Origin of the sequence: Actinomadura kijaniata NBRC 14229 (assembly GCF_001552175.1) — a bacterium.
In the GTDB taxonomy this organism is placed as follows: domain Bacteria; phylum Actinomycetota; class Actinomycetes; order Streptosporangiales; family Streptosporangiaceae; genus Spirillospora; species Spirillospora kijaniata.
The window spans coordinates 1-20,235 of the sequence record NZ_BCQR01000203.1; the positions used below are offsets into that span (position 1 = coordinate 1).

Consider the following 20,235-nt stretch of genomic DNA (forward strand, 5'->3'; position numbering starts at 1 on the left):
GAACGCGCCAGGTACAGGCCGAGGCCGGTGCCCTTGCCGCTGCTGACGCTGCGTTCGAAGATGCGCGGCTCCAGCTCCGGCGGGATGCCCTCGCCCTGGTCGCCGACCTCCACGACCACCGAGCTCGCGCCCTGCTTGGTGTTGATGGTGACCGTTCCGGCGCCGTGGACCAGCGAGTTGTCCAGCAGCGTCGCGATGATCTGGGACAGGCCCTCGGGGTTGGTCAGGCCGACCAGGCCCTGCTCGCCGGTCATCAGGATCTCGCGGCCGTCGCGGCGGAACAGCGGCCGCCACTCCTCCACCTGCTGGGCGATGACGCCGTCGATGGGCGAGGGGACGGCCGCGCCGGTGCGGTCGTGGCGGGCGCGGGCCAGCAGCTGCTCGACGACGGCGACCAGGCGCTCGGTCTGGGCGATGGCGGCCGCGCCCTCCTCGCGGACCACGTCGGGGTAGTCGGCGGCCTCGATCATCTCCTCCAGCCGCATCGTCAGCGCCGTGAGCGGCGTGCGCAGCTGGTGGCTGGCGTCGGAGGCGAACTCGCGGCTGGCGGCCAGCAGGTCGGCGATCCGGACCGCGCTGCGGTCCAGGACCTCGGCGACCCGGTCCACCTCGGCGATGCCGTACCGGCGGCGGCGCGGGCGGGCGTTGCCGCTGCCCAGCCGGTCGGCGGTCTCGGCCAGGTCGATCAGCGGCAGGGTCAGCTTGCGGGCCTGGAACATCGCCAGCGCCACGGTCACCGCCACGCCGAGCGCGGCCAGGCTGCCGATCAGCAGCAGCTGCTTGAGCGCCTCGTCCCGCACCTCGGCGGCCGGGCGCGACACCTGGACGTGGACGCCGCCCGCGGTGCCCCCGGCGGTCAGCAGGTCCGTCCGCGGGGCGGGCTTCGGCCCGGCGGTGATGGCCCGGTCGTCCGGCAACGTGATCACGATGTACCGCCCGGGGTACGCCTGCGCGATCTTGCTTTCGTCGGGGCGCTCGTTGGCGTCCAGGTTCAGCGCGACGCCGCCGAGGATCGAGGACGCCTCACGCGCCAGCGACTGGCGGGCCTCCTCGTAGATGAGCTTGTGCGTGGCGTAGGCGAGGGGGATGCCGAGCAGCAGGATCGCGACGATCGCCACCGCGAGCGTCGACAACAGCAGTCGGCGCCTCATCTGGGCTCCTTCGGGGTTCGGAAGGCCATGGCCATGCCGGGCCACCGGCCGCCCACCTCCGGCGGCCGCTCGGGACGGCCGCCGCGCGGCGGTGGAGCCGCATGACCATGGCGGTGAGGGCTCTAGTCGCCGCGCTCGAACCGGAAGCCGACGCCGCGCACGGTCGTGATGTAGCGCGGGCTTCCGGCGTCGTCGCCGAGCTTGCGGCGCAGCCAGGAAATGTGCATGTCCAGGGTCTTGGTGGACCCCCACCAGTTGGTGTCCCACACCTCACGCATGATCTGTTCGCGGGTGACCACCTTGCCCGCGTCGCGCACCAGCACGCGCAGCAGGTCGAACTCCTTGGTGGTGAGCTGGAGTTCCTGGTCCCCCATCCAGGCGCGGCGCGACTCGGCGTCGATCCGCACCCCCTGGACGATCGGGGTCTCGGTGCTGCCGCGGCGCAGCAGCGCCCGGACCCGGGCGAGCAGTTCGGCCAGCCGGAACGGCTTGGTGACATAGTCGTCGGCACCGGCGTCCAGACCCACGACCGTGTCGACCTCGTCGGCGCGGGCGGTCAGGATCAGGATCGGGACACCGTGCCCCTCGGCGCGGACCCGACGGGCCACCTCAAGGCCGTCGAGCTCGGGCAGCCCGAGATCGAGCACGATCAGGTCAACGCCGCCCCCGAGCGCCCGCTCCAGGGCCTGCGGCCCGTCGGGGCTGACTTCGACGGTGTACCCCTCGCGCCGCAGCGCACGGGCGAGAGGCTCGGAGATGGACGTGTCGTCCTCGGCGAGCAGTACTGAGGTCATGAACCGATCGTATGGCCATTCATGAACGTTTCCTGGCATGCGCCACGCTCTTGACCTGCGGTTTGCCACTCATAGTACATCCTCGAATGCTGACATTCCGTGGTGAAAGCGGAGGTAGGCGTACGTGGCGACACCGGACGGGGCCGTCACCTGGGCGGTCGGCGCCCCGCCCCCCACCGGTCCGGGGGTGATCCATTTCGTCGGACTTCCCACCGGTTTCGCCGACGAGTCCCATATCGGAGTCTTCCTGCTCCTGGGTTCTCCATGACGGTCCGCGGGGCCGCCGGAATGCCCGCCGACAATCGTGACCGTATTTGGTGGTACGCGTTGGTCGAGGGCCTGTTGCACATTCTGGGTTTTGTGTACTCGCGGACGATGGGATTGCCGTCGCGGTACCTCTCCCGCCGTCCGGGACGCCCCGGCGACCTCGGCGGGAGGGCGCTCAGGACAGGACCGCGACCGAGGTCGCCGCGAGGCTGACCGCCCCGGGGTCCAGCCGGATCGCGGGGTCGGAGAGCAGCAGCGCGCGGTCGGCGTCCACCGGCAGGGTGATGGAGCGGTCGCCCAGGTTGGCGGCCACGGCCAGCGAGCCGCGCCGCATGATCAGCCAGTCGGCCCCGCCGGTCACGTCGACCTCGGTGAGCCGGGGGTCGGTGAACGCCGGGTGCCCCTTCCGCAGCCCGATCAGCGTGCGGTGCCATTCCAGCAGGTCGCGGTGGTGTTCCTTGCCCGGCTCGGCCCAGTCCAGCACCGAACGCCGGAAGGTGTCCACAGCCTGTGGATCGGGGACCTCGTCCTCCCAGTCGTAGCGCGCGAACTCCCGCCGCCGCCCCTCGGTGACGGCCCGTCCCAGGTCCGGCTCGGGATGGTCGGTGAAGTACGCCCACGGGGTCGAGGCGCCCCACTCCTCCCCCATGAACAGCATGGGCGTGAACGGCCCGAGCAGCAGCAGCGCCGCGCCGACCTTGAGCAGCTCCGGGGACAGCGAGGCGCCGTTGCGGTCCCCGGCGGCGCGGTTGCCGACCTGGTCGTGGTTCTGAAGGAACGTCACGAACCGGTGCGCCGGGGTCCGCTGCCGGTCGACCGGGCGGCCGTGGCGGCGGCCCCGGTAGGTCGAGAACGTGCCGTCGTGGACGAACGCCCCGGTCAGCGCCTTGGCGAGCGCCGCGGTGGTGCCGAAGTCGCAGTAGTAGCCCTGCCGTTCGCCGGTCAGCAGCGCGTGCATGGCGTGGTGGACGTCGTCGTCCCACTGGGCGTGCAGGCCGTACCCGCCCGCCTCGCGCGGGGTGACCAGGCGGGGGTCGTTCAGGTCGGACTCGGCGACCAGGTACAGGTGGCGACCCAGGTGCGCGGCCAGCCCGTCCACGGCGACCGCCAGCTCCTCCAGCACGTGGACGGCGCCGTCGTCGCGGATGGCGTGCACGGCGTCCAGCCGCAGCCCGTCCAGGTGGTAGTCGCGCAGCCACATCAGCGCGTTGTCGATCACGAACGCGCGGACCTCGTCGGCCCCCTCCTGGTCGAAGTTCACCGCCGGGCCCCACGGGGTGGTGTGCGCGTCGGTGAAGTACGGTCCGAACCGGCCCAGGTAGTTCCCGCTGGGCCCCAGATGGTTGTAGACGACGTCGAGGATCACGGCCAGGCCCCGGGCGTGGGCGGCGTCCACCAGGCGCTTCAGCCCGTCGGGGCCGCCGTAGGGCTCGTGCGGGGCCCACAGGTCCACCCCGTCGTAGCCCCAGCCGCGCTCGCCGTTGAACGCCGCCACCGGCAGCAGCTCGATCGCGTCGACGCCCAGCCCGACCAGGTGGTCCAGCCGGTCGATCACCGCGTCGAACGTGCCCTCCGGGGTGAAGGTGCCCACGTGCAGCTCGTACAGCACGCCGCCGGGCAGCGGCCGTCCGTGCCAGGCGTGGTCGGTCCACTCGAAGCGGTCGTGGTCGTAGACCCGGCTCGGCCCGTGCACGCCGTGCGGCTGCCAGGGCGAGCGCGGGTCGGGCAGCACGTCCCCGCCGTCGTCGAGCACGTACCCGTAGTCGGTCCCGTGCCCGGTGCCGGGCACGTGCGCCTGCCACCAGCCGGGCCGTCCGTCCTGCGGCTCCAGATCCCGCCGGTCGCGGCCGCCCTCGCCGAGCGCGATCCGCACGCGCCGCGCCCCGGGGGCCCACACCTCGAACCACGTCACGTCGACTCCTCCGGGACCAGCAGCGCGACCGGGAGCCCGGCCAGCACATCGGCGATCTTCAGTTCCTGGTGGACGGCTCCGGTCAGCGCGTCCCGCCACACGCCCCCGTCCAGGGCCAGGCGGGTGTCGTCCCAGCCGCCCCGGCGTTCCAGCCCCACCGGCAGCCGGGTCGCCACGGTCACCGCCCGGCCCCGCCGGAACGCCACCGCGTGCGCGGCGGCCGGGCCGGTCGCGGTGACCGGCGTGTGGCCGCCGTCCGGCCCGTACCAGTCGGGATGGTCCCGGCGCAGGCGCAGCGTCCGCGAGGTGACCAGCAGCTTCGCGTCGTCGGCGTCGGCGGGCTCGCGGCCGGAGTCCAGCCGGGTCAGCCGGGACCGCCGCCGCCCGTAGTCCACCGGGCGCCGGTTGTCGGGGTCCACCAGGGAGTGCCCGAACAGCTCGCAGCCCTGGTAGACGTCCGGGACGCCCGGCATCGTCAGCTGGACGATCTTCTGGCCGAGCGACACCGTCTGAGCGTACGGCTCCAGCAGCGCCACGAACTTGGCGACCCGCCCGGCGACGGCGTCGGACTCCAGGACGCGGCGGGCGAAGCCGAGGACGTCGCGTTCGTAGCGTTCGTCGGGATCCAGCCAGTTGGTGGCGGTCTTGGCCTCGCGCATCGCCTTGGTGAGGAACCCGTCGAGCCGCTCGGGCGTGATCGGCCAGGCGGCCACCAGCGACTGCCAGAACAGGTACTCCAGGTCCGGTTCCATCGGGGAGCCGTCGCCGAACGCGGTGTGCCAGCGCTCGACGTTCTCGACCCACGCCTGCGGCAGCTCGGCCAGCACGGCCAGGCGGGCGCGGGCGTCCTCCTGCCGCTTGGTGTCGTGCGTGGACAGCGCCGTCATCGTGCCGGGCCGGTCGCGGGCGGTCCGGGCGCAGTAGGCGTGGAAGTCGTCCGGGGACACCGCGAACCGGTCGGGGTCGCCGCCGACCTCGTTGAGCACGGCCATCCGGTTCCAGCGGTAGAACGCGGTGTCCTCCACGCCCTTGGCGGCCAGCGGCGCGGCGGTCTGCTGGAACCGCACCACGAACTCGGCGGGGGCGCCGTCGCAGCCGAGCGCCAGCCGCACCACGCGGTCCAGCTCGCCGTGCAGGCCCTCCGGCAGGCGGGCGCGGGCGCGGCGGGCGGCCTCCTCCAGCACCGCCACGGCCTGCGGCGGGGCCTCCTCGCCGGGCACCACGTAGGCCCGGTACACCGGCATGGCGGCCAGCAGCTCGACCAGGACGCGTTCCAGGTCGGGGCGGTCGCCGACGGCGCCGCGCAGCACGCGCAGCAGCCGGTCGGTCTCGGGGCGCAGCCCGTGCTCGGCGGCGTACCGGCGGCCCTGGTACTCGACGTCGGCGAACGCCGGCGGCCCGCCGGTCAGGTCGGTGTAGGTCTCGGTCAGCGGCTTCTCGCCGTCGGGGTCGACGAACAGGCCGCCGACCATGCCGAGCGCGTCGTAGCCGGTGGTGCCCGCGCAGCGCCAGTCGGCGGGCAGCTCCTCCTCGCCCGTGGTGATCTTCTCGACGAGGATCCAGGCGCCGGGGCAGCGGGCGGCCAGCCGGTCCAGGTAGCCGCGCGGGTCGGCCAGGCCGTCGGGGTGGTCGACGCGCAGGCCGTCCACCAGGCCCGCGTCGTACAGCTCGAACAGCAGCCGGTGGGTGGCCTCGAACACCTCCGGGTCCTCCTGGCGCAGGCCGATCAGCCCGGAGATGTCGAAGAAGCGCCGGTAGTTGGGGGTGCCCCGGCCCGGCGGGACCAGCCGCCCGCCCCCGGCCTCCCAGTCGACGTCGAACCAGCGCGCGTAGGGCGAGCCGGGGCCGTGCTCCAGCACCGACGCCAGCGGGCGGCTCAGCTCGGGCGGGTCGGGGATCGCCATGTGGTTGGGCACCACGTCCACGATCACGCGCAGGTCGCAGGCGCGGAACCGGGCGACCATCGCGCGGAACGCGTCCGGGCCGCCCAGCTCGGCCGCCAGCCGGTCGTGGTCCAGCACGTCGTAGCCGTGCGTGGAGCCGGGCGCGGCCTGGAGCACCGGCGACAGGTAGACGTGCGAGACGCCCAGGGCCGCCAGGTAGGGCGCCAGCGCGGCGGCCTCGTGGAAGCCGAAGCGCTGCGGGTCGGAGGTGCCGCGCAGCTGGAGGCGGTAGGTGCCGGACGGGAACGGGCGGTCAGACACGGCGCAACACCTGCACCGAACGCGACTCGACCAGGATCGTCTCGCCCGCCTTCACCACCGGGGACTCCGCCTCGGCGAGCATCGGGTCGGCCGTGTCGAGCACCTTGATCCACATCCCTCCGTAGCGGCCCGGCGGCAGCGCGAACCGCAGGTCGCCCTCGTGGGCGTTGAACATCAGCAGGAACGAGTCGTCGCGGAGCCGCTCGCCGCGGCGGCCCGGCTCGGTGATGGCGTCGCCGTTGAGGAACACCGCCAGCGACTTGTTGAACCCGGCCGACCAGTCCGCCTGCGTCATCTCGTTGCCGCCCGGCGTGAACCACACCAGGTCGGGCAGGTCGGGGCGGTCCCCTCCGGCGGGCATGTTGATGTTGCGGCTGCCCTGGAAGAAGCGGCGGCGCCGGAACACGTGGTGCTTGCGGCGCAGCCGCGACAGCCGCTGGGCGAAGTCCAGCAGCGGGAAGTTCTCGATCAGGCTGTCCCAGTCGATCCAGGACAGCTCGGTGTCCTGGCAGTAGGCGTTGTTGTTGCCGCGCTGGGTGCGGCCGAGTTCGTCGCCGTGGCCGATCATCGGCACGCCCTGGGACAGGAACAGCGTGGCCAGGAAGTTGCGCTTCTGGCGTTCGCGCAGGGCCACGACGTCCAGGTCGTCGGCGGGGCCCTCGTAGCCGCAGTTCCAGGAGCGGTTGTCGTCGGTGCCGTCCCGGTTGGCCTCGCCGTTGGCGTCGTTGTGCTTGACGTTGTAGGAGACCAGGTCGTGCAGCGTGAAGCCGTCGTGGCAGGTCACGAAGTTGATCGAGGCGAGCGGCTTGCGGCCGTCGTCGGCGTACAGGTCGGACGAGCCGGTCAGGCGGGAGGCGAAGTCGGGCATGGTGCCGGGCTGGCCGCGCCAGTAGTCGCGGATGGTGTCGCGGTACTGGCCGTTCCACTCGGTCCACAGCGGCGGGAAGTTGCCGACCTGGTAGCCGCCCTCGCCGACGTCCCACGGCTCGGCGATCAGCTTGACCTGCGACACCACCGGGTCCTGCTGGACCAGGTCGAAGAAGGCCGACAGGCGGTCCACCTCGTGCAGCTCGCGGGCGAGGGTCGCGGCCAGGTCGAAGCGGAACCCGTCCACGTGCATCTCGGTCACCCAGTACCGCAGCGAGTCCATGATCATCTGGAGCACGTGCGGGCTGCGCATCAGCAGGCTGTTGCCGGTGCCGGTGGTGTCCATGTAGTAGCGCGGGTCGGAGTCCACCAGCCGGTAGTAGGAGGCGTTGTCGAGGCCCCGGAACGACAGCGTCGGGCCCATGTGGTTGCCCTCGGCGGTGTGGTTGTAGACCACGTCGAGGATCACCTCGATGCCCGCCTCGTGCAGGGCCTTCACCATCGCCTTGAACTCCAGCACCTGCTCGCCGCGCTGCCCGGCGGCCGAGTACTCGTTGTGCGGGGCGAAGAAGCCGATGGTGTTGTAGCCCCAGTAGTTGCGCAGTCCCCGCTTGACCAGCATGTCGTCGTGCACGAACTGGTGGACCGGCATCAGCTCGATCGCGGTGATCCCGAGCCGCTCGTAGTGCTCGATCATCACCGGGTGGGCGACCCCGGCGTAGGTGCCGCGCAGCTCCGGCGGGATGTCGGGATGGCGCTTGGTGAGGCCCTTGACGTGCGCCTCGTAGATCACCGTGTCGTGGTACGGGGTGCGCGGCGGACGGTCGTCGCCCCAGTCGAAGTAGGGGCTGACCACCACCGAACGCATCGTGTGCGGGGCCGAGTCCTCGTCGTTGCGGGACCGGGGGTCGCCGAAGGTGTAGCCGAAGCACGCCTGGTCCCAGTCGATCGCGCCCTCGATCGCCTGGGAGTAGGGGTCCAGCAGCAGCTTGTTGGGGTTGCAGCGGTGCCCCCGGGAGGGGTCGTAGGGCCCGTGGACCCGGTAGCCGTACCGCTGGCCCGGCATGATCCCGGGCAGATAGCCGTGCCAGACGAACGCGTCCACCTCCGGCAGCGGCTGGCGCCGCTCGTTCCCGTCCCGGTCGAACAGGCAGAGATCGACCCGTTCTGCGGCTTCTGAGAAGACCGCGAAGTTGGTTCCAGCACCGTCGAAGTGGGCCCCCAGCGGATAGGGGTCACCCGGCCACACCTGTGCCACAGCGGTCCTCCCGTCATCGCGAGAGATGTGCTTCCCACTGCGGGTTAGATCACACCAGTCCGAAGGTCACTGGCCAGATCGGGCGGCGATCGGTTACCTTAGGGGAGCCTTACCTTATTGAGGTTGTCCTTACCGACACAGCCTCCCGTCCGAAAGGCCGTTCCTCCCCCATGTACGTCTGCGTCTGCAACGCCCTCACCGAGGACGACGTCCTCGGCTGCGTGGCCGAAGGCGGCTGCCGTAACACCCGGGAGGTCAAGGCCGCGTGCGGATGGAAGCCGGGCTGCGGCTCCTGCACCAAGCGGCTGGCCCGCCTGGTCAGCGAGTACCGCACGGCCAGCGACCTGGTCGACGCGATCACCGGTGGCCCCGCGCTGCCGCGCGCCGTTCCCGAGCCGCCCGCCGAGCCCGCGCCGGAGCCGGTCCGCGTCTTCGCCCCGGCGAGGTCGCGCTGGCTGACCTCGGACGACCTCGCCGACGCCGAATCCACCGACCGGGAGAGGAGCAGCGCCGAGTCCACCGCAGCCTGACACAGGGTTTCCGCGGCCACCCGTCCGGCCGTCCCCTCGCCCGGGACACGCGCCGAACGGGCTTCAGTGCTGTCCAGACTCGGGCCGCTCATGCCACCATGGCGTCATGGAAGGCGACAAGGACATCATCGCGCTGCTGAACGAACAGCTCACCGCCGAGCTCACGGCCATCAACCAGTACTTCCTGCATGCCAAGATGCAGGAGAACTGGGGTTTCACCAAGATGGCCGCGCACACCCGGCACGAGTCCATCGACGAGATGAAGCACGCCGAGCGGCTCACCGACCGGATCCTGTTCCTGGACGGCCTGCCGAACTACCAGAAGATCGGCACCCTGCGGATCGGCCAGACGATCGAGGAGCAGCTCAAGGCGGACCTGGAGATCGAGCTGGAGGCGGTGGCCCGGCTGCGTCCCGGCATCGACCTGATGCGCTCGCGCGGCGACGTGACCTCCGCCCGGATCTTCGAGGACATCCTGGCGGACGAGGAGTCGCACATCGACTACCTGGAGACCGAGCTGAGCCTCCTGCGGTCGCTGGGCGAGCAGAACTACCTCCAGCGCCTGACCGGCGACCCGGGGCACGGCGACTGACCTCCCGCCCTTCCCCGTCGTGGCCCGGACACCACCCGGGCCGCGGCGGGTTTTCGCCCCGCGCACGGCGGGCAGGATCTCCGGCGGGTCAGATCTCCGGGTCGTCGACCGCGGCCGACCAGGCGCTCCGCGGGGCCTCGCGGGGGCGGCGCAGGACCCAGGGCTGGATGATGCCGAGGCCCTGGACCGGACGCTTGACGATCGTGGTGGCCTCGAAGCCCGGCTCGTCGCGCAGGGCCGTGGCCAGCTCGGTGTCCACGACGACCGTTCCGGGGCGGGCCAGGGACGTGAGGCGGGCCGCCAGGTTCACCGTGGTGCCGAACACGTCGCCCATCAGCGGCAGCACCGGGCCGTAGGCCGCGCCCACGCGGACGTCGGGGACCTCGGTCTCGTCCTGGATCGCCTCGGCGACGGCCAGCGCGATCTCGCCGCCGATCCGGGGGCTGTCGGAGCAGAACAGGACCTCGTCGCCCAGCGTCTTGACCAGGCGGCCCCCGCAGGTGGCGATGATGTCGGCGGCGGTCTCCTCGAACCACTCCACGACGCGGGCCAGCTCCAGCTCGTTCAGCTCGCGGCTCATCTGGGTGAACGACACCATGTCCGCGAACCCCACCACCAGGCGCGGCCCCCGCGACCCGTCCTCGCCGGTGTGGTCGGCCGCCGCCATCGCGCGGGTGCCCGCCGCCGCGAGCTGCCGCCGCCAGGCGTGCACGACCAGCGGCTCGAACTCGTCGATGTGCTTCTCGGCCAGCCGCATGATCGACTCGATCGCCTCGTCGCCGGGCTGCTCCTGCGGCCCACCGGCCAGCATGCTGCTGAGCAGGTTGACCTGCCACTCGGCCAGCCGGGTCATGGTCTGCCCGAACGCCCGCACCAGCCGGATCACGCCGTCCTCGTCCAGCACGCCCTCGTCCATCAGGCGGCGGATGCGGCACAGCGCGGCGACGTCGCCCTCGGTGTAGGCGATCGCGTCGTCGGGCATCGAGGGGTACCCGAACGCCCGCCACAGCCGCCCCGAGAACTCACGGGTCACCCCCGACAGCCGGACGGCGTCCACGCGGGTGTAGCGCAGCTCGCCGCCCAGCAGGAGTTCCTCGACCTCCCTGGGGTCCGGCACTCTGGCAGACATCTCTCCCGCCCCTCAGCCCATGACCAGGTCTCCCGGCCACGATACGGGCACCCTCACCACGACTTTCCGCCCGCCATATCGTGACAGACCTCCGATTCCTCCGTTCACGGAGCTGCCGGACGAATGTGGATGACATCCCCCGCGCTGACCGGCTCGCCCGCCACCACCAGCCGCCCGGAGCCGTCCACGTCGGTGGCCACGCCCGTCAGCGTGCGGTCGCCGGGCAACCGCACCCGGACCTCGCGGCCCAGCGTCGCGCACAGCTCCTTGTAGGCGGTGCGCAGGCCGCTGCTCTCCGGGTCGCCGTCCAGCGCGGTCCACTCCCGGTACCAGGTCTCGAACTCCCGCAGCACCGCCCGAAGCAACGGCGCCCGGTCGCTCAGCGGCGCTCCTTCGACGGCCAGCGACGTCGCGGTCGGCACGGGAAGTTCATCCGCGCGCAGCCCGACGTTCAGCCCGACCCCGACCACCAGCGCGTCGTCGATCCGCTCGGCGAGGATCCCGGCGAGCTTGCGGTCGCCGACCAGCAGGTCGTTGGGCCACTTGAGCCGCACGTCCACGGCGGCGTCGCCGTGCGCCTCCCCGAAGTCCCCGGCCTCGACCCGCGCGGTCATCCGCCGCACCGCCGTGGCCACCGCGACCCCGGTCAGCAGCGGCGCCCAGCCCAGCCGCGCGGCCGGGACGGCGGGCCGCAGCAGCATCGAGAACATCAGCCCCGACCGCGGCGGGGCGCTCCAGCTCCGGCCCATGCGCCCGCGCCCGGCGGTCTGCGCCTCGGTGACCAGGACGGTCCCCTCGGGCGCGCCGTCGCGGGCGGCGGCGGCGAGGTCGACGTTGGTGGACCCGGTCTCGGCGACGACGTCGATCGCCCGCCAGAGCCCGTCGTCGCGTACCAGGGCCCGCCGCAGCGCCTGCTCGTGCAGCGGCGGCCTGTTGAGGTCGGCATACGGTGACTCGCTCACCCGACCATCCAACCTCATCCGGAGGCGGTCGGCCGGAGCGGGAGGGTGTCTCCGGCCGCGTCGCTCACCATCGGTCGAGCGTGATCCACAGCATCCAGAGGGGGACCGCGGTGAACAGGACGGCCACCCCGGCGTACACGGCGAGGCCGACGTCCACCTCCAGGCCGAAGGCCACGACGTCCTCCACGAGGCCCACCGGCACGAAGCTCATGAACATCCAGCAGAACGTGCGGAAGGCGAGCAGGAAGAACCCGTCCCACCAGCCGGACAGTCTGCCGGTACGGGCCGGCGGCTCCGGCGAGCGCCCCCGCCAGCGTCGCCAGACCGAGCGCGACCAGCACCCACCGGGCGGCCCTTGGGCGCCGCCGCCCGCCGCCCCGTTCATGACGATCACCCCGGTACGGCGGACCGGCGGGCGGGGGGCCTAGAGTGCCGGGCATGGATGGTGTGACTCTGCGGCGGGATGAGAAGAACGAGCATGTCGCCGAGATCGTGTTGGACCGGCCGGAGGCGCACAACGCCCTGTCCACCGCCATGGCGCGGCGGCTGGCGGCCGTGTGCGGCGAGGTGGCGGCGGACCCGTCGGTGCGGGCCGTGGTGCTGTCGGCGGCCGGGGCGAAGGCGTTCTGCGTGGGGGCCGACCTCAAGGAGCGCAACGCCATGACCGACGACGAGATCCTGGCGCAGCGGCCGGTGTTCCGGGCGGCGTTCGGCGGGGTGCTGAACCTGCCCCAGCCGGTGGTCGCGGCGGTGCACGGCTACGCGCTGGGCGGCGGCTGCGAGTTCGCGCTGTCCTGCGACATGATCATCGCTGACGAGACCGCCGTGCTGGGACTGCCCGAGGTGACCGTGGGCCTGGTCCCCGGCGGCGGCGGGACGCAGCTCGCGCTGCGCCGGATGGGCTCGGGGCGGGCGGCGGACCTGGTGTTCACCGGGCGGCGCCTGTCCGCCGACGAGGCGCTGGAGTACGGCCTGGTCGACCGGAAGGTGCCCGCCGGGACGGCGCGCGAGGAGGCCCTCACGATCGCGGCGGCCATCGCGAAGAACTCCCCCACGGCCGTCCGCGCCGCCAAGCGCGCCATGCGCCTGGGCGGCGGCGTCGGGCTGGACGCGGGCCTCGACATCGAGGACAACGCCTGGCGCTCGGTGGCGTTCTCGCCGGACCGCCGCGAGGGCATCGCGGCGTTCAACGAGAAGCGCACCCCGAACTGGCCGTCCTAGGCCGTGTCCCACAGCCCTGGTACGGCGCTCGCCCGGGGGCGCGCGCCGTGCACCAGGGCTTGGCGAGCGCGGCATCGCTTCGCGATCCGACCCGTGAGTCCCCGCCTCCGGATGAGGGCCCGCGGGTCAGGTAGCGCGTTCGCGCGCGTGACCGGGGCCCGCTCCGAAAACAGGTCCGGAACGTGTGGGTCCCGCCTGCGGGCGGGGTCCTCAGCCCTTCCGGGACAGGTGGACCTCCAGGCCGTCCAGCACGCGTTCCAGCCCGAACGCGAAGTTCTCCTCCCGCACCTGCCCGGGATCCTGGCCGGTGTCCTCTCCCTGGAGCGAGACGACCAGCTCGCGTTCGCCCATCCCGCTGCGGGCGACCAGTGACAGCCACGCCGCCTCGCTCGTCACCGTGCCGATCACGAAGGACAGGACCGTCTTCATGGACCGGTCGGCGTCCTCCGGCGCGAAACCCGCCGCCGTGAACAGCGAGAGCATGCCGTCGGAGACGCGCGACACGTTCGGGCCGAGCTCGGCGAGCCCCACCTGGCCGAGGACCGACGCCACCCAGGAGTGGCGCAGGGCCATCGTGCGCAGTTCCCCGGCGGCGCGGGCCACGGCCGCGCGCCACCTGTCGGGGTCGTCCGGGGCGGGGACCGGCAGCTCGCCGTAGACCTCGTCCACGACCAGCTCGATCAGCTCGTCCTTGTTGGCGACGTGCCGGTAGAGCGAGGTGGCCCCGGCGTTGAGCCGGGTGCCGAGGCTGCGCATGCTGAGCGCCTCCAACCCCTCCTCGTCCAGCAGCCGCACCGCCTCCGCGACGATGCGCTCGCGGGTGAGCGCGGGCTGTTCCCGCTGCTTGCGGGGCTTGGCCCAGACCGAGGGGATGGGCTTGCCGTCTGTCGCCATGGAACCTCCTTCGTCCACGCCCACCGTAGCGCACACTGTTCGCTGTTGCGCACGGCCGATCTGATGCGTACAGTGTTCGCAAGCCGGGAACACCGATCGCAAGGAGTGGGCGTGGAGAAGAACGTGACGTCGGGGATGCGGGAGCTGGTCGAGCGCGAGATCCGCGACGGCATCGGCCGGGACGTCCGCGACCGCCTGCGCCGGGAGATGCGCGACCGGGCCTGGCTCGGGCGGCGCGACGGGCTGTCGGAGGCGGGGCTGCGGCGGATGCGCGAGGTGCTGGGGCGCCACGTGGAGTCGGGGGCCGTCCCCGGCCTGGTCGCGCTGGTCGGGCGCGGCGACGAGACGCACGTGGAGGCGCTCGGGACGCTGCACGCGGGCGGCGGCGCCCCGATGCGCCGGGACACCATCTTCCGGATGGCGTCGGTGACCAAGCCGGTCACGGCCGCCGGGGTGATGGCGCTGGTGGACGAGTGCCGTCTCCGGCTGGACGACCCGGTCGAGGAGTGGCTGCCCGAGCTGGCCGACCGGCGGGTGCTGCGGAACGCCGGCGGGCCCCTGGACGACACCGTCCCGGCCGAACGGCCGATCCTCGTGCGGGACCTGCTGACGTTCACGTTCGGGCTCGGCCTGCCCGCCGCGGCGCAGGCCGAATCCCCGATCATGGGCGCGCTCGTGGAGTCGGGGATCCTCGCCCACGGCACGACGCTGGCCCCCGACGAGTGGATGCGGCGGCTGGGCGAGCTGCCGCTGATGTACCAGCCGGGCGAGCGCTGGCTCTACCACACCGGGGCCGAGGTGCTGGGCGTGCTGGTCTCCCGGGTGAGCGGTCAGCCGTTCGGGGACTTCCTGCGCGACCGCCTCTTCGCGCCGCTCGGCATGGCCGACACCGGCTTCCACGTCCCCGCCGAGAAGATCCACCGCCTGCCGACCAGCTACGCCCACGACCCCGCCGACGGCTCCCTGGTCGTCTACGACGAGGCCGCGACCGGCCGGTGGAGCCAGGCCCCGGCGTTCCCGAACGGCGGCGACGGCCTGGTCTCGACCGTGGACGACTACCACGCGTTCCAGCGGATGCTGCTGAACAAGGGCGTCCACCGGGGCGAACGCGTCCTGTCACGCGCCGCCGTCGAGCTGATGACCATGGACCACCTCACCGACGGGCAGCGGGCGGGCAAGGACGCGTTCTTCGCGAGCCAGGGCGCGGGCGGGTTCGGGCAGCAGGGCGGCTTCGGGTTCGGGATGGCGGTGCGGACGTTCCGCCGCGACCACGCGCGGGTGGGCCAGTTCGGCTGGGACGGCGGCCTGGGCACCTCCGCCTACGCCGACCCCGCCGAGGACCTCAACGGCATCCTGCTCACCCAGGCCGCGATGGACGCCCCGGACACGCTGCGCCTCTCCCAGGACTTCTGGACGACCGCCTACCAGGTCGGCGACTTGTCCATGTGAACGGCGCGGTGGCCGGTCGGGAACGTCTCCCGGCCGGTCTCGCGGTAGCCGAGGCGCTCGTAGAGCGCGATGTTCCGGGCCATCAGCTCGTTGGTGTAGAGGCGGAGGCGGGGCAGGCCCAGCGCGCGGGCCCGCTCCTCCGCGAACGCCATCAGGCGGCGGCCCAGCCCCCGGCCGTGGAACGCGGGGTCCACGGCCACGTTCTCCACCAGCAGGCAGCCGTCCTCGGGGACGAGGACGACCAGCCCGGCGGGCGGGTCGGTGACCCAGACGAGCCCGGCCCCGATCAGCGCGCCGTAGTCGGCCTCCATCGGCAGCGGCCGGACGCCGAGGACCTCGATCCACGGCGTGTAGGCCGCCGTGACGATCCGTTCGACGGGCCCGCGGTCGGCGGCGACCGCGGGCCGGATCCGGACGTCCATCAGCCGGTGTTCTGCAGGCCCGCGGCGACGCCGTTGACCGACAGCAGCAGGAGCTGTTCGAGGTGCTCGCGCTCGGCGTCGTCGGCGACGCCCGCCCGCAGCGCCGACAGCGCCCGCAGTTGCAGGTGCGACAGCGCGTCCACGTACGGGTTGCGCAGCTCGACGGCGCGGGACAGGACCCTGCGGTTCTCCAGCAGGCGTTCGTGGCCGGTGACGGCGAGGACGAGGGAACGCGTCCGGTCGTACTCGGCGAGGACCGTCTCGGTCAGCTCGGGCCGGTCGCCCAGCGCCAGGTAGCGCGCGGCGATCGCCCGGTCCGACTTGGCCAGGCTCATCTCCGCGTTGTCCAGCAGCGACTGGAACAGCGGCCACGCCGCGTACGCCTCCCGCAGCTCGGCCAGGTCCGCGCCGTCGCCGGACACCGCGGCCAGGCCCGAGCCCAGGCCGTACCAGCCGGGCAGGTTCACGCGGGTCTGCGTCCAGGCGAACACCCACGGGATCGCCCGCAGGTCCTCCAGCCCGCGGGCGGCCTTGCGGCGGGCCGGGCGCGACCCGATGCGCAGCTCGCCGATCTCGGCCAGCGGGCTGACCCGGCCGAACCACTCGGCGAAGCCCTCGGTCTCGATCAGGGACCGGAACGCCCCCTTCGCCGCCTCGCTGATCTTGTCGGCCAGCGGGCGGAACCGGACGGCGGCGGCGCGGGCGCGTTCCTGCACCGGGCCGGTGGAGGCGAGCAGGACCGCGTTGGTGACCTGCTCGACGTGGCGGCGCGCGATCTGCGGGTGCCCGTACCGCGCGAAGATCACCTCGCCCTGCTCGGTCACCTTGAAGCGGCCCGCGACCGAGCCGGGGGCCTGCGCCAGGATCGCGCGGTTGGCGGGGCCGCCGCCGCGGCCCAGGGAGCCGCCCCGGCCGTGGAACAGCGTCAGCGTGATGTCGTTGTCGGCGGCCCAGGCGGTCAGCGCCTCCTGGGTGTCGTACAGCCGCAGCGTGGCGCTGGTCGGGCCGAGCTGCTTGGCCGAGTCGGAGTAGCCGAGCATGACCTCCAGGCGGCGGCCGGTCTCCGCCAGGCGGCGCCGCACGGCCGGGATCTCCAGCATGCCCTCCAGGACGCGCGGGGCGCGCTCCAGGTCCTCGCCGGTCTCGAACAGCGGGATCACGTCGAGCGTCGGGGCGTGCTCGCCCAGCGAGGCGGCGAGCGCGTGGACGTTGGCGATGTCCTCGGCCGACCGCGTGAACGACACGATGTAGCGGTGGCAGGCCCGCACGCCGAACCGCGACTGGATCCAGGCCACGACGCGCAGGGTGTCGAGGATCTCCTCGGTCATCTCCGACAGCGGGCCGCCGGCGCGGACCTCCGCCAGGGCCTTCTCGTGCAGCTCGGAGTGCTGGCGGATCTCCAGCTCGGCCAGGTGGAACCCGAACGTCTCCACCTGCCAGACGAGGTTCTGCAACCGCCCGTACGCCTGCCGGTCCGCCCCGGCGGTGGCCAGCGACTCCTGCACGGTCCGCAGGTCGGCCAGCAGCTCGTCCGGCGACCCGTAGGCCAGGTCGGCGTCGCGTTCGCGGGTGGCGCGGACGCGTTCGGCCGCGTACAGCAGGAACTGCCGGTGCGGCTCGCCCGGCGACCGCTTGACGATCCCGGCGAGGATCGCGGGCTGGGCGGTGCGGGCGGCGGCCAGCGCGTTGCGCAGCGCCGCCGACGGCGGGGTGGTGGACTCGTGCGCGGTCAGCTCGCGGCCGACGCGGGCGCAGACGGCCTCCAGGGCGCGCAGCACGTGCTCGGCCTGGATCATGATGGCGTCGCGGGTGACGGCGGCGGTGACGAACGGGTTGCCGTCCCGGTCCCCGCCGATCCACGACCCGAACCGGATGTAGGGGCGGGCCCGCGGCGGCCGCGTCCCGGTGCCCTCGGGGTCGAGCGCGGCGTCCAGCGCCCGGTAGATCCGCGGCACCACCCGGAAGATGGTCTCGTCGAACGCCGCCATCGCCGTGCGGACCTCGTCCAGGGGGTCCATCTGGGTGTTGCGGCGCAGCGCGGTGCGCCACAGCAGGTCGATCTCCTCGCGCAGCCGCCGCTCGGTCTCGGCCCGCTCGGAGACGCCCGGACCGGCGTTCAGCTCGGCCAGCAGGTCGCTGATCCGCTGGATGGCGGTGACCACGGCGCGCCGCCGCGCCTCGGTCGGGTGGGCGGTGAAGACCGGCCGGAACTCCAGCCCCTCGATGGTCTCGGCGATCCGGTCCCCGGCCGACGCGCGCACCGCCGCCACGGCCGCCTCGATCGACGAGGACACCGTGCCGTCGCCGGTGTCGCGTTCCCGCAGCGTGCGGATGCGGTGGTGCTCCTCGGCGAGGTTGGTCAGGTGGAAGTAGACGGTGAACGCCCGGGCGACCTGCTCGGCGCGCTCCAGCGACCAGGAGTCCACCAGCGCGGCGACCTCGGCGGAGCCGGTCTCGCCCCGCCGGGCGGCGATCACCGCGTGCCGGAGCCGCTCGACGTCGTCGAGCAGTTCCCGGCCGCCGTACTCGACGAGCGAGTCGCCGAGCATCGCGCCCAGCAGCCGTACGTCGCGGCGCAGCGGTTCCGGCAGCTCCTGCCGGAGGGTGTCGCGGGTCGTCTCACTGCTCTGTTCAGCCACGGCCTCAGCGTAGTGGAGCGCCCGTTTCGTCCTTGTTAACTGGCCTGGTGGCGAGGGTGGCGGGTCTCTTCGACCGTGCCGTGTCCACGGCAGGTCGGCCCCGGTGCGGCGCACCGGATCAGCGTCCGGTTACCCTTCACGGCATGGCGATGGAAGCTCCTGAACCCGCGGTGGACATTGACATCCACACGACGGCGGGAAAGATCGCGGATCTGGAACGGCGCCGGTACGAGGCGGTGCACGCGGGCTCGGAGCGTGCGGTCGAAAAGCAGCACGCCAAGGGCAAGATGACGGCGCGCGAGCGGATCGACGCGCTGCTCGACCCCGGCTCGTTCGTCGAGTTCGACGAGCTGGCGCGGCACCGCTCGACGAACTTCGGCATGGAGAGGAACCGCCCCTACGGCGACGGCGTGGTCACCGGCCATGGCACGGTCGACGGCCGTCACGTGGCGGTGTTCAGCCAGGACTTCACCGTGGCGGGCGGCTCGCTGGGCGAGGTGTTCGGCGAGAAGATCTGCAAGGTCATGGACCACGCGCTGAAGACCGGCTGCCCGGTCATCGGCATCAACGACTCCGGCGGCGCGCGCATCCAGGAGGGCGTGGTCGCGCTCGGCCTGTACGCCGAGATCTTCAAGCGGAACGTGCACGCCTCCGGCGTCATCCCGCAGATCTCCCTGGTCCTCGGCCCGTGCGCGGGCGGCGCGGTGTACTCCCCCGCCATCACCGACTTCATCGTCATGGCCGACAAGACCTCGCACATGTTCATCACCGGCCCCGACGTGATCAAGACGGTCACCGGCGAGGAGGTGACGTTCGAGGAGCTCGGCGGCGCGCACACCCACAGCTCGAAGTCCGGGGTGGCGCACTACCAGGCCTCCGACGAGGACGACGCGATCGAGTACGTCAAGGCGCTGCTGTCGTACCTGCCGTCGAACAACCTCGCCGAGCCCCCGGCGTTCGAGGTCCCGGTCGACCCGAACGAGCTGGACGAGGAGCTCGACACCCTCATCCCCGACTCGCCGAACCAGCCCTACGACATGCACACCGTCATCGAGCACGTGCTGGACGACGGCGAGTTCCTCGAAGTCCACGCGCAGTACGCGCCGAACATCATCGTCGGGTTCGGCCGGGTCGAGGGCCGCTCGGTCGGCGTCGTCGCCAACCAGCCGATGCAGTTCGCGGGCACCCTCGACATCGACGCCTCGGAGAAGGCCGCGCGGTTCGTGCGGACCTGCGACGCGTTCAACGTCCCGGTGCTGACGTTCGTGGACGTCCCCGGCTTCCTGCCGGGCACCGACCAGGAGTGGAACGGCATCATCCGGCGCGGCGCGAAGCTGCTGTACGCCTACGCCGAGGCGACCGTCCCGCTGGTCACCGTCATCACGCGCAAGGCGTACGGCGGCGCCTACGACGTCATGGGCTCCAAGCACCTGGGCGCCGACGTCAACCTGGCGTGGCCGACCGCCCAGATCGCGGTCATGGGCGCGCAGGGCGCGGTCAACATCCTCTACCGGCGCGAGCTGGCCGCCGCCGAGGACCCCGACGCCCGCCGCGCCGAGCTGATCACCGAGTACGAGGACACCCTCGCCAACCCCTACGTCGCCGCCGAGCGCGGCTACGTCGACGCGGTGATCAAGCCGTCGGAGACCCGCGGCCAGGTCGTCAAGGCGCTGCGGGCGCTGCGCGACAAGCGCCGGACGCTGCCCCCGAAGAAGCACGGCAACATCCCGCTGTAGAGCACCCCCGCCGGAGCACCGGCCGCCCGCCGTCGAAGGAGATCCCGATGAGCGCCGAGGACAAGCCGTTCCTGCAGATCGTGCGGGGCGACCCCACGCCCGAGGAGGTCGCGGCGCTGGTGGCCGTGCTGACCGCGCGCGCCCGGGCCGCCGCCGCGGCCCGTCCCGCCGGGGAGCCGGGGCCGGTGTCGCGGTGGGCCGACCGGTC

At 72.7% G+C, this 20,235-nt stretch carries 17 protein-coding genes; 6 read left to right on the plus strand and 11 right to left on the minus strand.

Annotated features, from left to right (window positions below; genetic code table 11):
* The 5 genes from AKI01S_RS42555 to glgX form a co-directional block, all read right to left on the minus strand.
* A partial coding sequence (locus AKI01S_RS42555) for an ATP-binding protein (RefSeq protein ID WP_067831591.1) occupies positions 1-1,151 on the minus strand: 1,151 nt, incomplete at its 3' end.
* A gap of 122 nt (positions 1,152-1,273) precedes the next feature.
* On the minus strand, positions 1,274-1,945 hold the full coding sequence (locus AKI01S_RS42560) for a response regulator transcription factor (protein WP_019629095.1): 672 nt from the start codon (positions 1,943-1,945) through the stop codon (positions 1,274-1,276).
* Positions 1,946-2,387: 442 nt separating this feature from the next.
* On the minus strand, positions 2,388-4,124 hold the full coding sequence (treZ, locus tag AKI01S_RS42565) for a malto-oligosyltrehalose trehalohydrolase (RefSeq protein ID WP_067831593.1): 1,737 nt from the start codon (positions 4,122-4,124) through the stop codon (positions 2,388-2,390).
* The gene (gene treY / locus AKI01S_RS42570; RefSeq protein WP_067831595.1) at positions 4,121-6,328 is read right to left on the minus strand and encodes a malto-oligosyltrehalose synthase; all 2,208 of its coding nucleotides are present in this window, start codon (positions 6,326-6,328) and stop codon (positions 4,121-4,123) included. Before treY ends, treZ begins: the two co-directional genes overlap by 4 nt.
* Positions 6,321-8,453, minus strand: coding sequence for a glycogen debranching protein GlgX (glgX, locus tag AKI01S_RS42575; RefSeq protein ID WP_067831597.1), 2,133 nt, complete (start codon positions 8,451-8,453; stop codon positions 6,321-6,323). The genes treY and glgX overlap by 8 nt, the downstream gene beginning before the upstream one ends.
* Positions 8,454-8,623: 170 nt before the next feature.
* Between glgX and AKI01S_RS42580 the strand changes: the two genes are divergently transcribed.
* Together AKI01S_RS42580 and bfr are read left to right on the plus strand one after the other, a co-directional pair.
* The gene (locus AKI01S_RS42580; RefSeq protein WP_067831599.1) at positions 8,624-8,983 is read left to right on the plus strand and encodes a (2Fe-2S)-binding protein; all 360 of its coding nucleotides are present in this window, start codon (positions 8,624-8,626) and stop codon (positions 8,981-8,983) included.
* A gap of 106 nt (positions 8,984-9,089) precedes the next feature.
* The gene (gene bfr, locus AKI01S_RS42585; RefSeq protein ID WP_067831600.1) at positions 9,090-9,575 is read left to right on the plus strand and encodes a bacterioferritin; all 486 of its coding nucleotides are present in this window, start codon (positions 9,090-9,092) and stop codon (positions 9,573-9,575) included.
* Positions 9,576-9,663: 88 nt separating this feature from the next.
* Here the strand turns inward: bfr and AKI01S_RS42590 are convergent, their stop codons facing one another.
* The 3 genes from AKI01S_RS42590 to AKI01S_RS42600 all read right to left on the minus strand — a co-directional run bounded on the left by AKI01S_RS42590 (position 9,664) and on the right by AKI01S_RS42600 (position 12,051).
* A complete protein-coding gene (locus tag AKI01S_RS42590) occupies positions 9,664-10,704 on the minus strand; it encodes an adenylate/guanylate cyclase domain-containing protein (protein WP_067831601.1) in 1,041 nt (346 codons plus the stop codon).
* A gap of 104 nt (positions 10,705-10,808) precedes the next feature.
* Positions 10,809-11,666: a biotin--[acetyl-CoA-carboxylase] ligase gene (locus tag AKI01S_RS42595; RefSeq protein ID WP_218010032.1), complete on the minus strand. Its 858-nt coding sequence runs from the start codon at positions 11,664-11,666 to the stop codon at positions 10,809-10,811.
* Between the two features lie 64 nt (positions 11,667-11,730).
* Entirely contained in the window at positions 11,731-12,051 is a 321-nt protein-coding gene (locus AKI01S_RS42600) for a hypothetical protein (protein WP_067831603.1), read from the minus strand.
* A 53-nt stretch (positions 12,052-12,104) separates the two neighbouring features.
* On the opposite strand from AKI01S_RS42600, the gene AKI01S_RS42605 reads away from it, so the two are divergent.
* The gene (locus tag AKI01S_RS42605) at positions 12,105-12,887 is read left to right on the plus strand and encodes an enoyl-CoA hydratase/isomerase family protein (RefSeq protein WP_067831605.1); all 783 of its coding nucleotides are present in this window, start codon (positions 12,105-12,107) and stop codon (positions 12,885-12,887) included.
* 210 nt (positions 12,888-13,097) lie between these two features.
* On the opposite strand, the gene AKI01S_RS42610 is transcribed toward AKI01S_RS42605, so the two are convergent.
* Complete coding sequence (locus AKI01S_RS42610; RefSeq protein WP_067831607.1) at positions 13,098-13,781, minus strand: TetR/AcrR family transcriptional regulator; 684 nt, start codon at positions 13,779-13,781, stop codon at positions 13,098-13,100.
* Positions 13,782-13,892: 111 nt separating this feature from the next.
* Between AKI01S_RS42610 and AKI01S_RS42615 the strand changes: the two genes are divergently transcribed.
* Entirely contained in the window at positions 13,893-15,230 is a 1,338-nt protein-coding gene (locus tag AKI01S_RS42615; protein WP_245682016.1) for a serine hydrolase domain-containing protein, read from the plus strand.
* Here AKI01S_RS42615 and AKI01S_RS42620 read toward each other — a convergent pair.
* Together AKI01S_RS42620 and AKI01S_RS42625 are read right to left on the minus strand one after the other, a co-directional pair.
* Positions 15,203-15,652, minus strand: a complete 450-nt coding sequence (locus AKI01S_RS42620) for a GNAT family N-acetyltransferase (protein WP_067831608.1) — start codon at positions 15,650-15,652, stop codon at positions 15,203-15,205. The two genes, AKI01S_RS42615 and AKI01S_RS42620, sit on opposite strands and share 28 nt — an antisense overlap.
* Positions 15,652-18,291, minus strand: a complete 2,640-nt coding sequence (locus tag AKI01S_RS42625; protein WP_067831609.1) for a phosphoenolpyruvate carboxylase — start codon at positions 18,289-18,291, stop codon at positions 15,652-15,654. Before AKI01S_RS42625 ends, AKI01S_RS42620 begins: the two co-directional genes overlap by 1 nt.
* Positions 18,292-18,434: 143 nt before the next feature.
* Here AKI01S_RS42625 and AKI01S_RS42630 point away from each other — a divergent pair, with 143 nt between their 5' ends.
* A complete protein-coding gene (locus tag AKI01S_RS42630) occupies positions 18,435-20,027 on the plus strand; it encodes an acyl-CoA carboxylase subunit beta (protein ID WP_084000802.1) in 1,593 nt (530 codons plus the stop codon).
* Between the two features lie 47 nt (positions 20,028-20,074).
* A partial coding sequence (locus tag AKI01S_RS42635; protein WP_067831611.1) for an acyl-CoA carboxylase subunit epsilon occupies positions 20,075-20,235 on the plus strand: 161 nt, incomplete at its 3' end.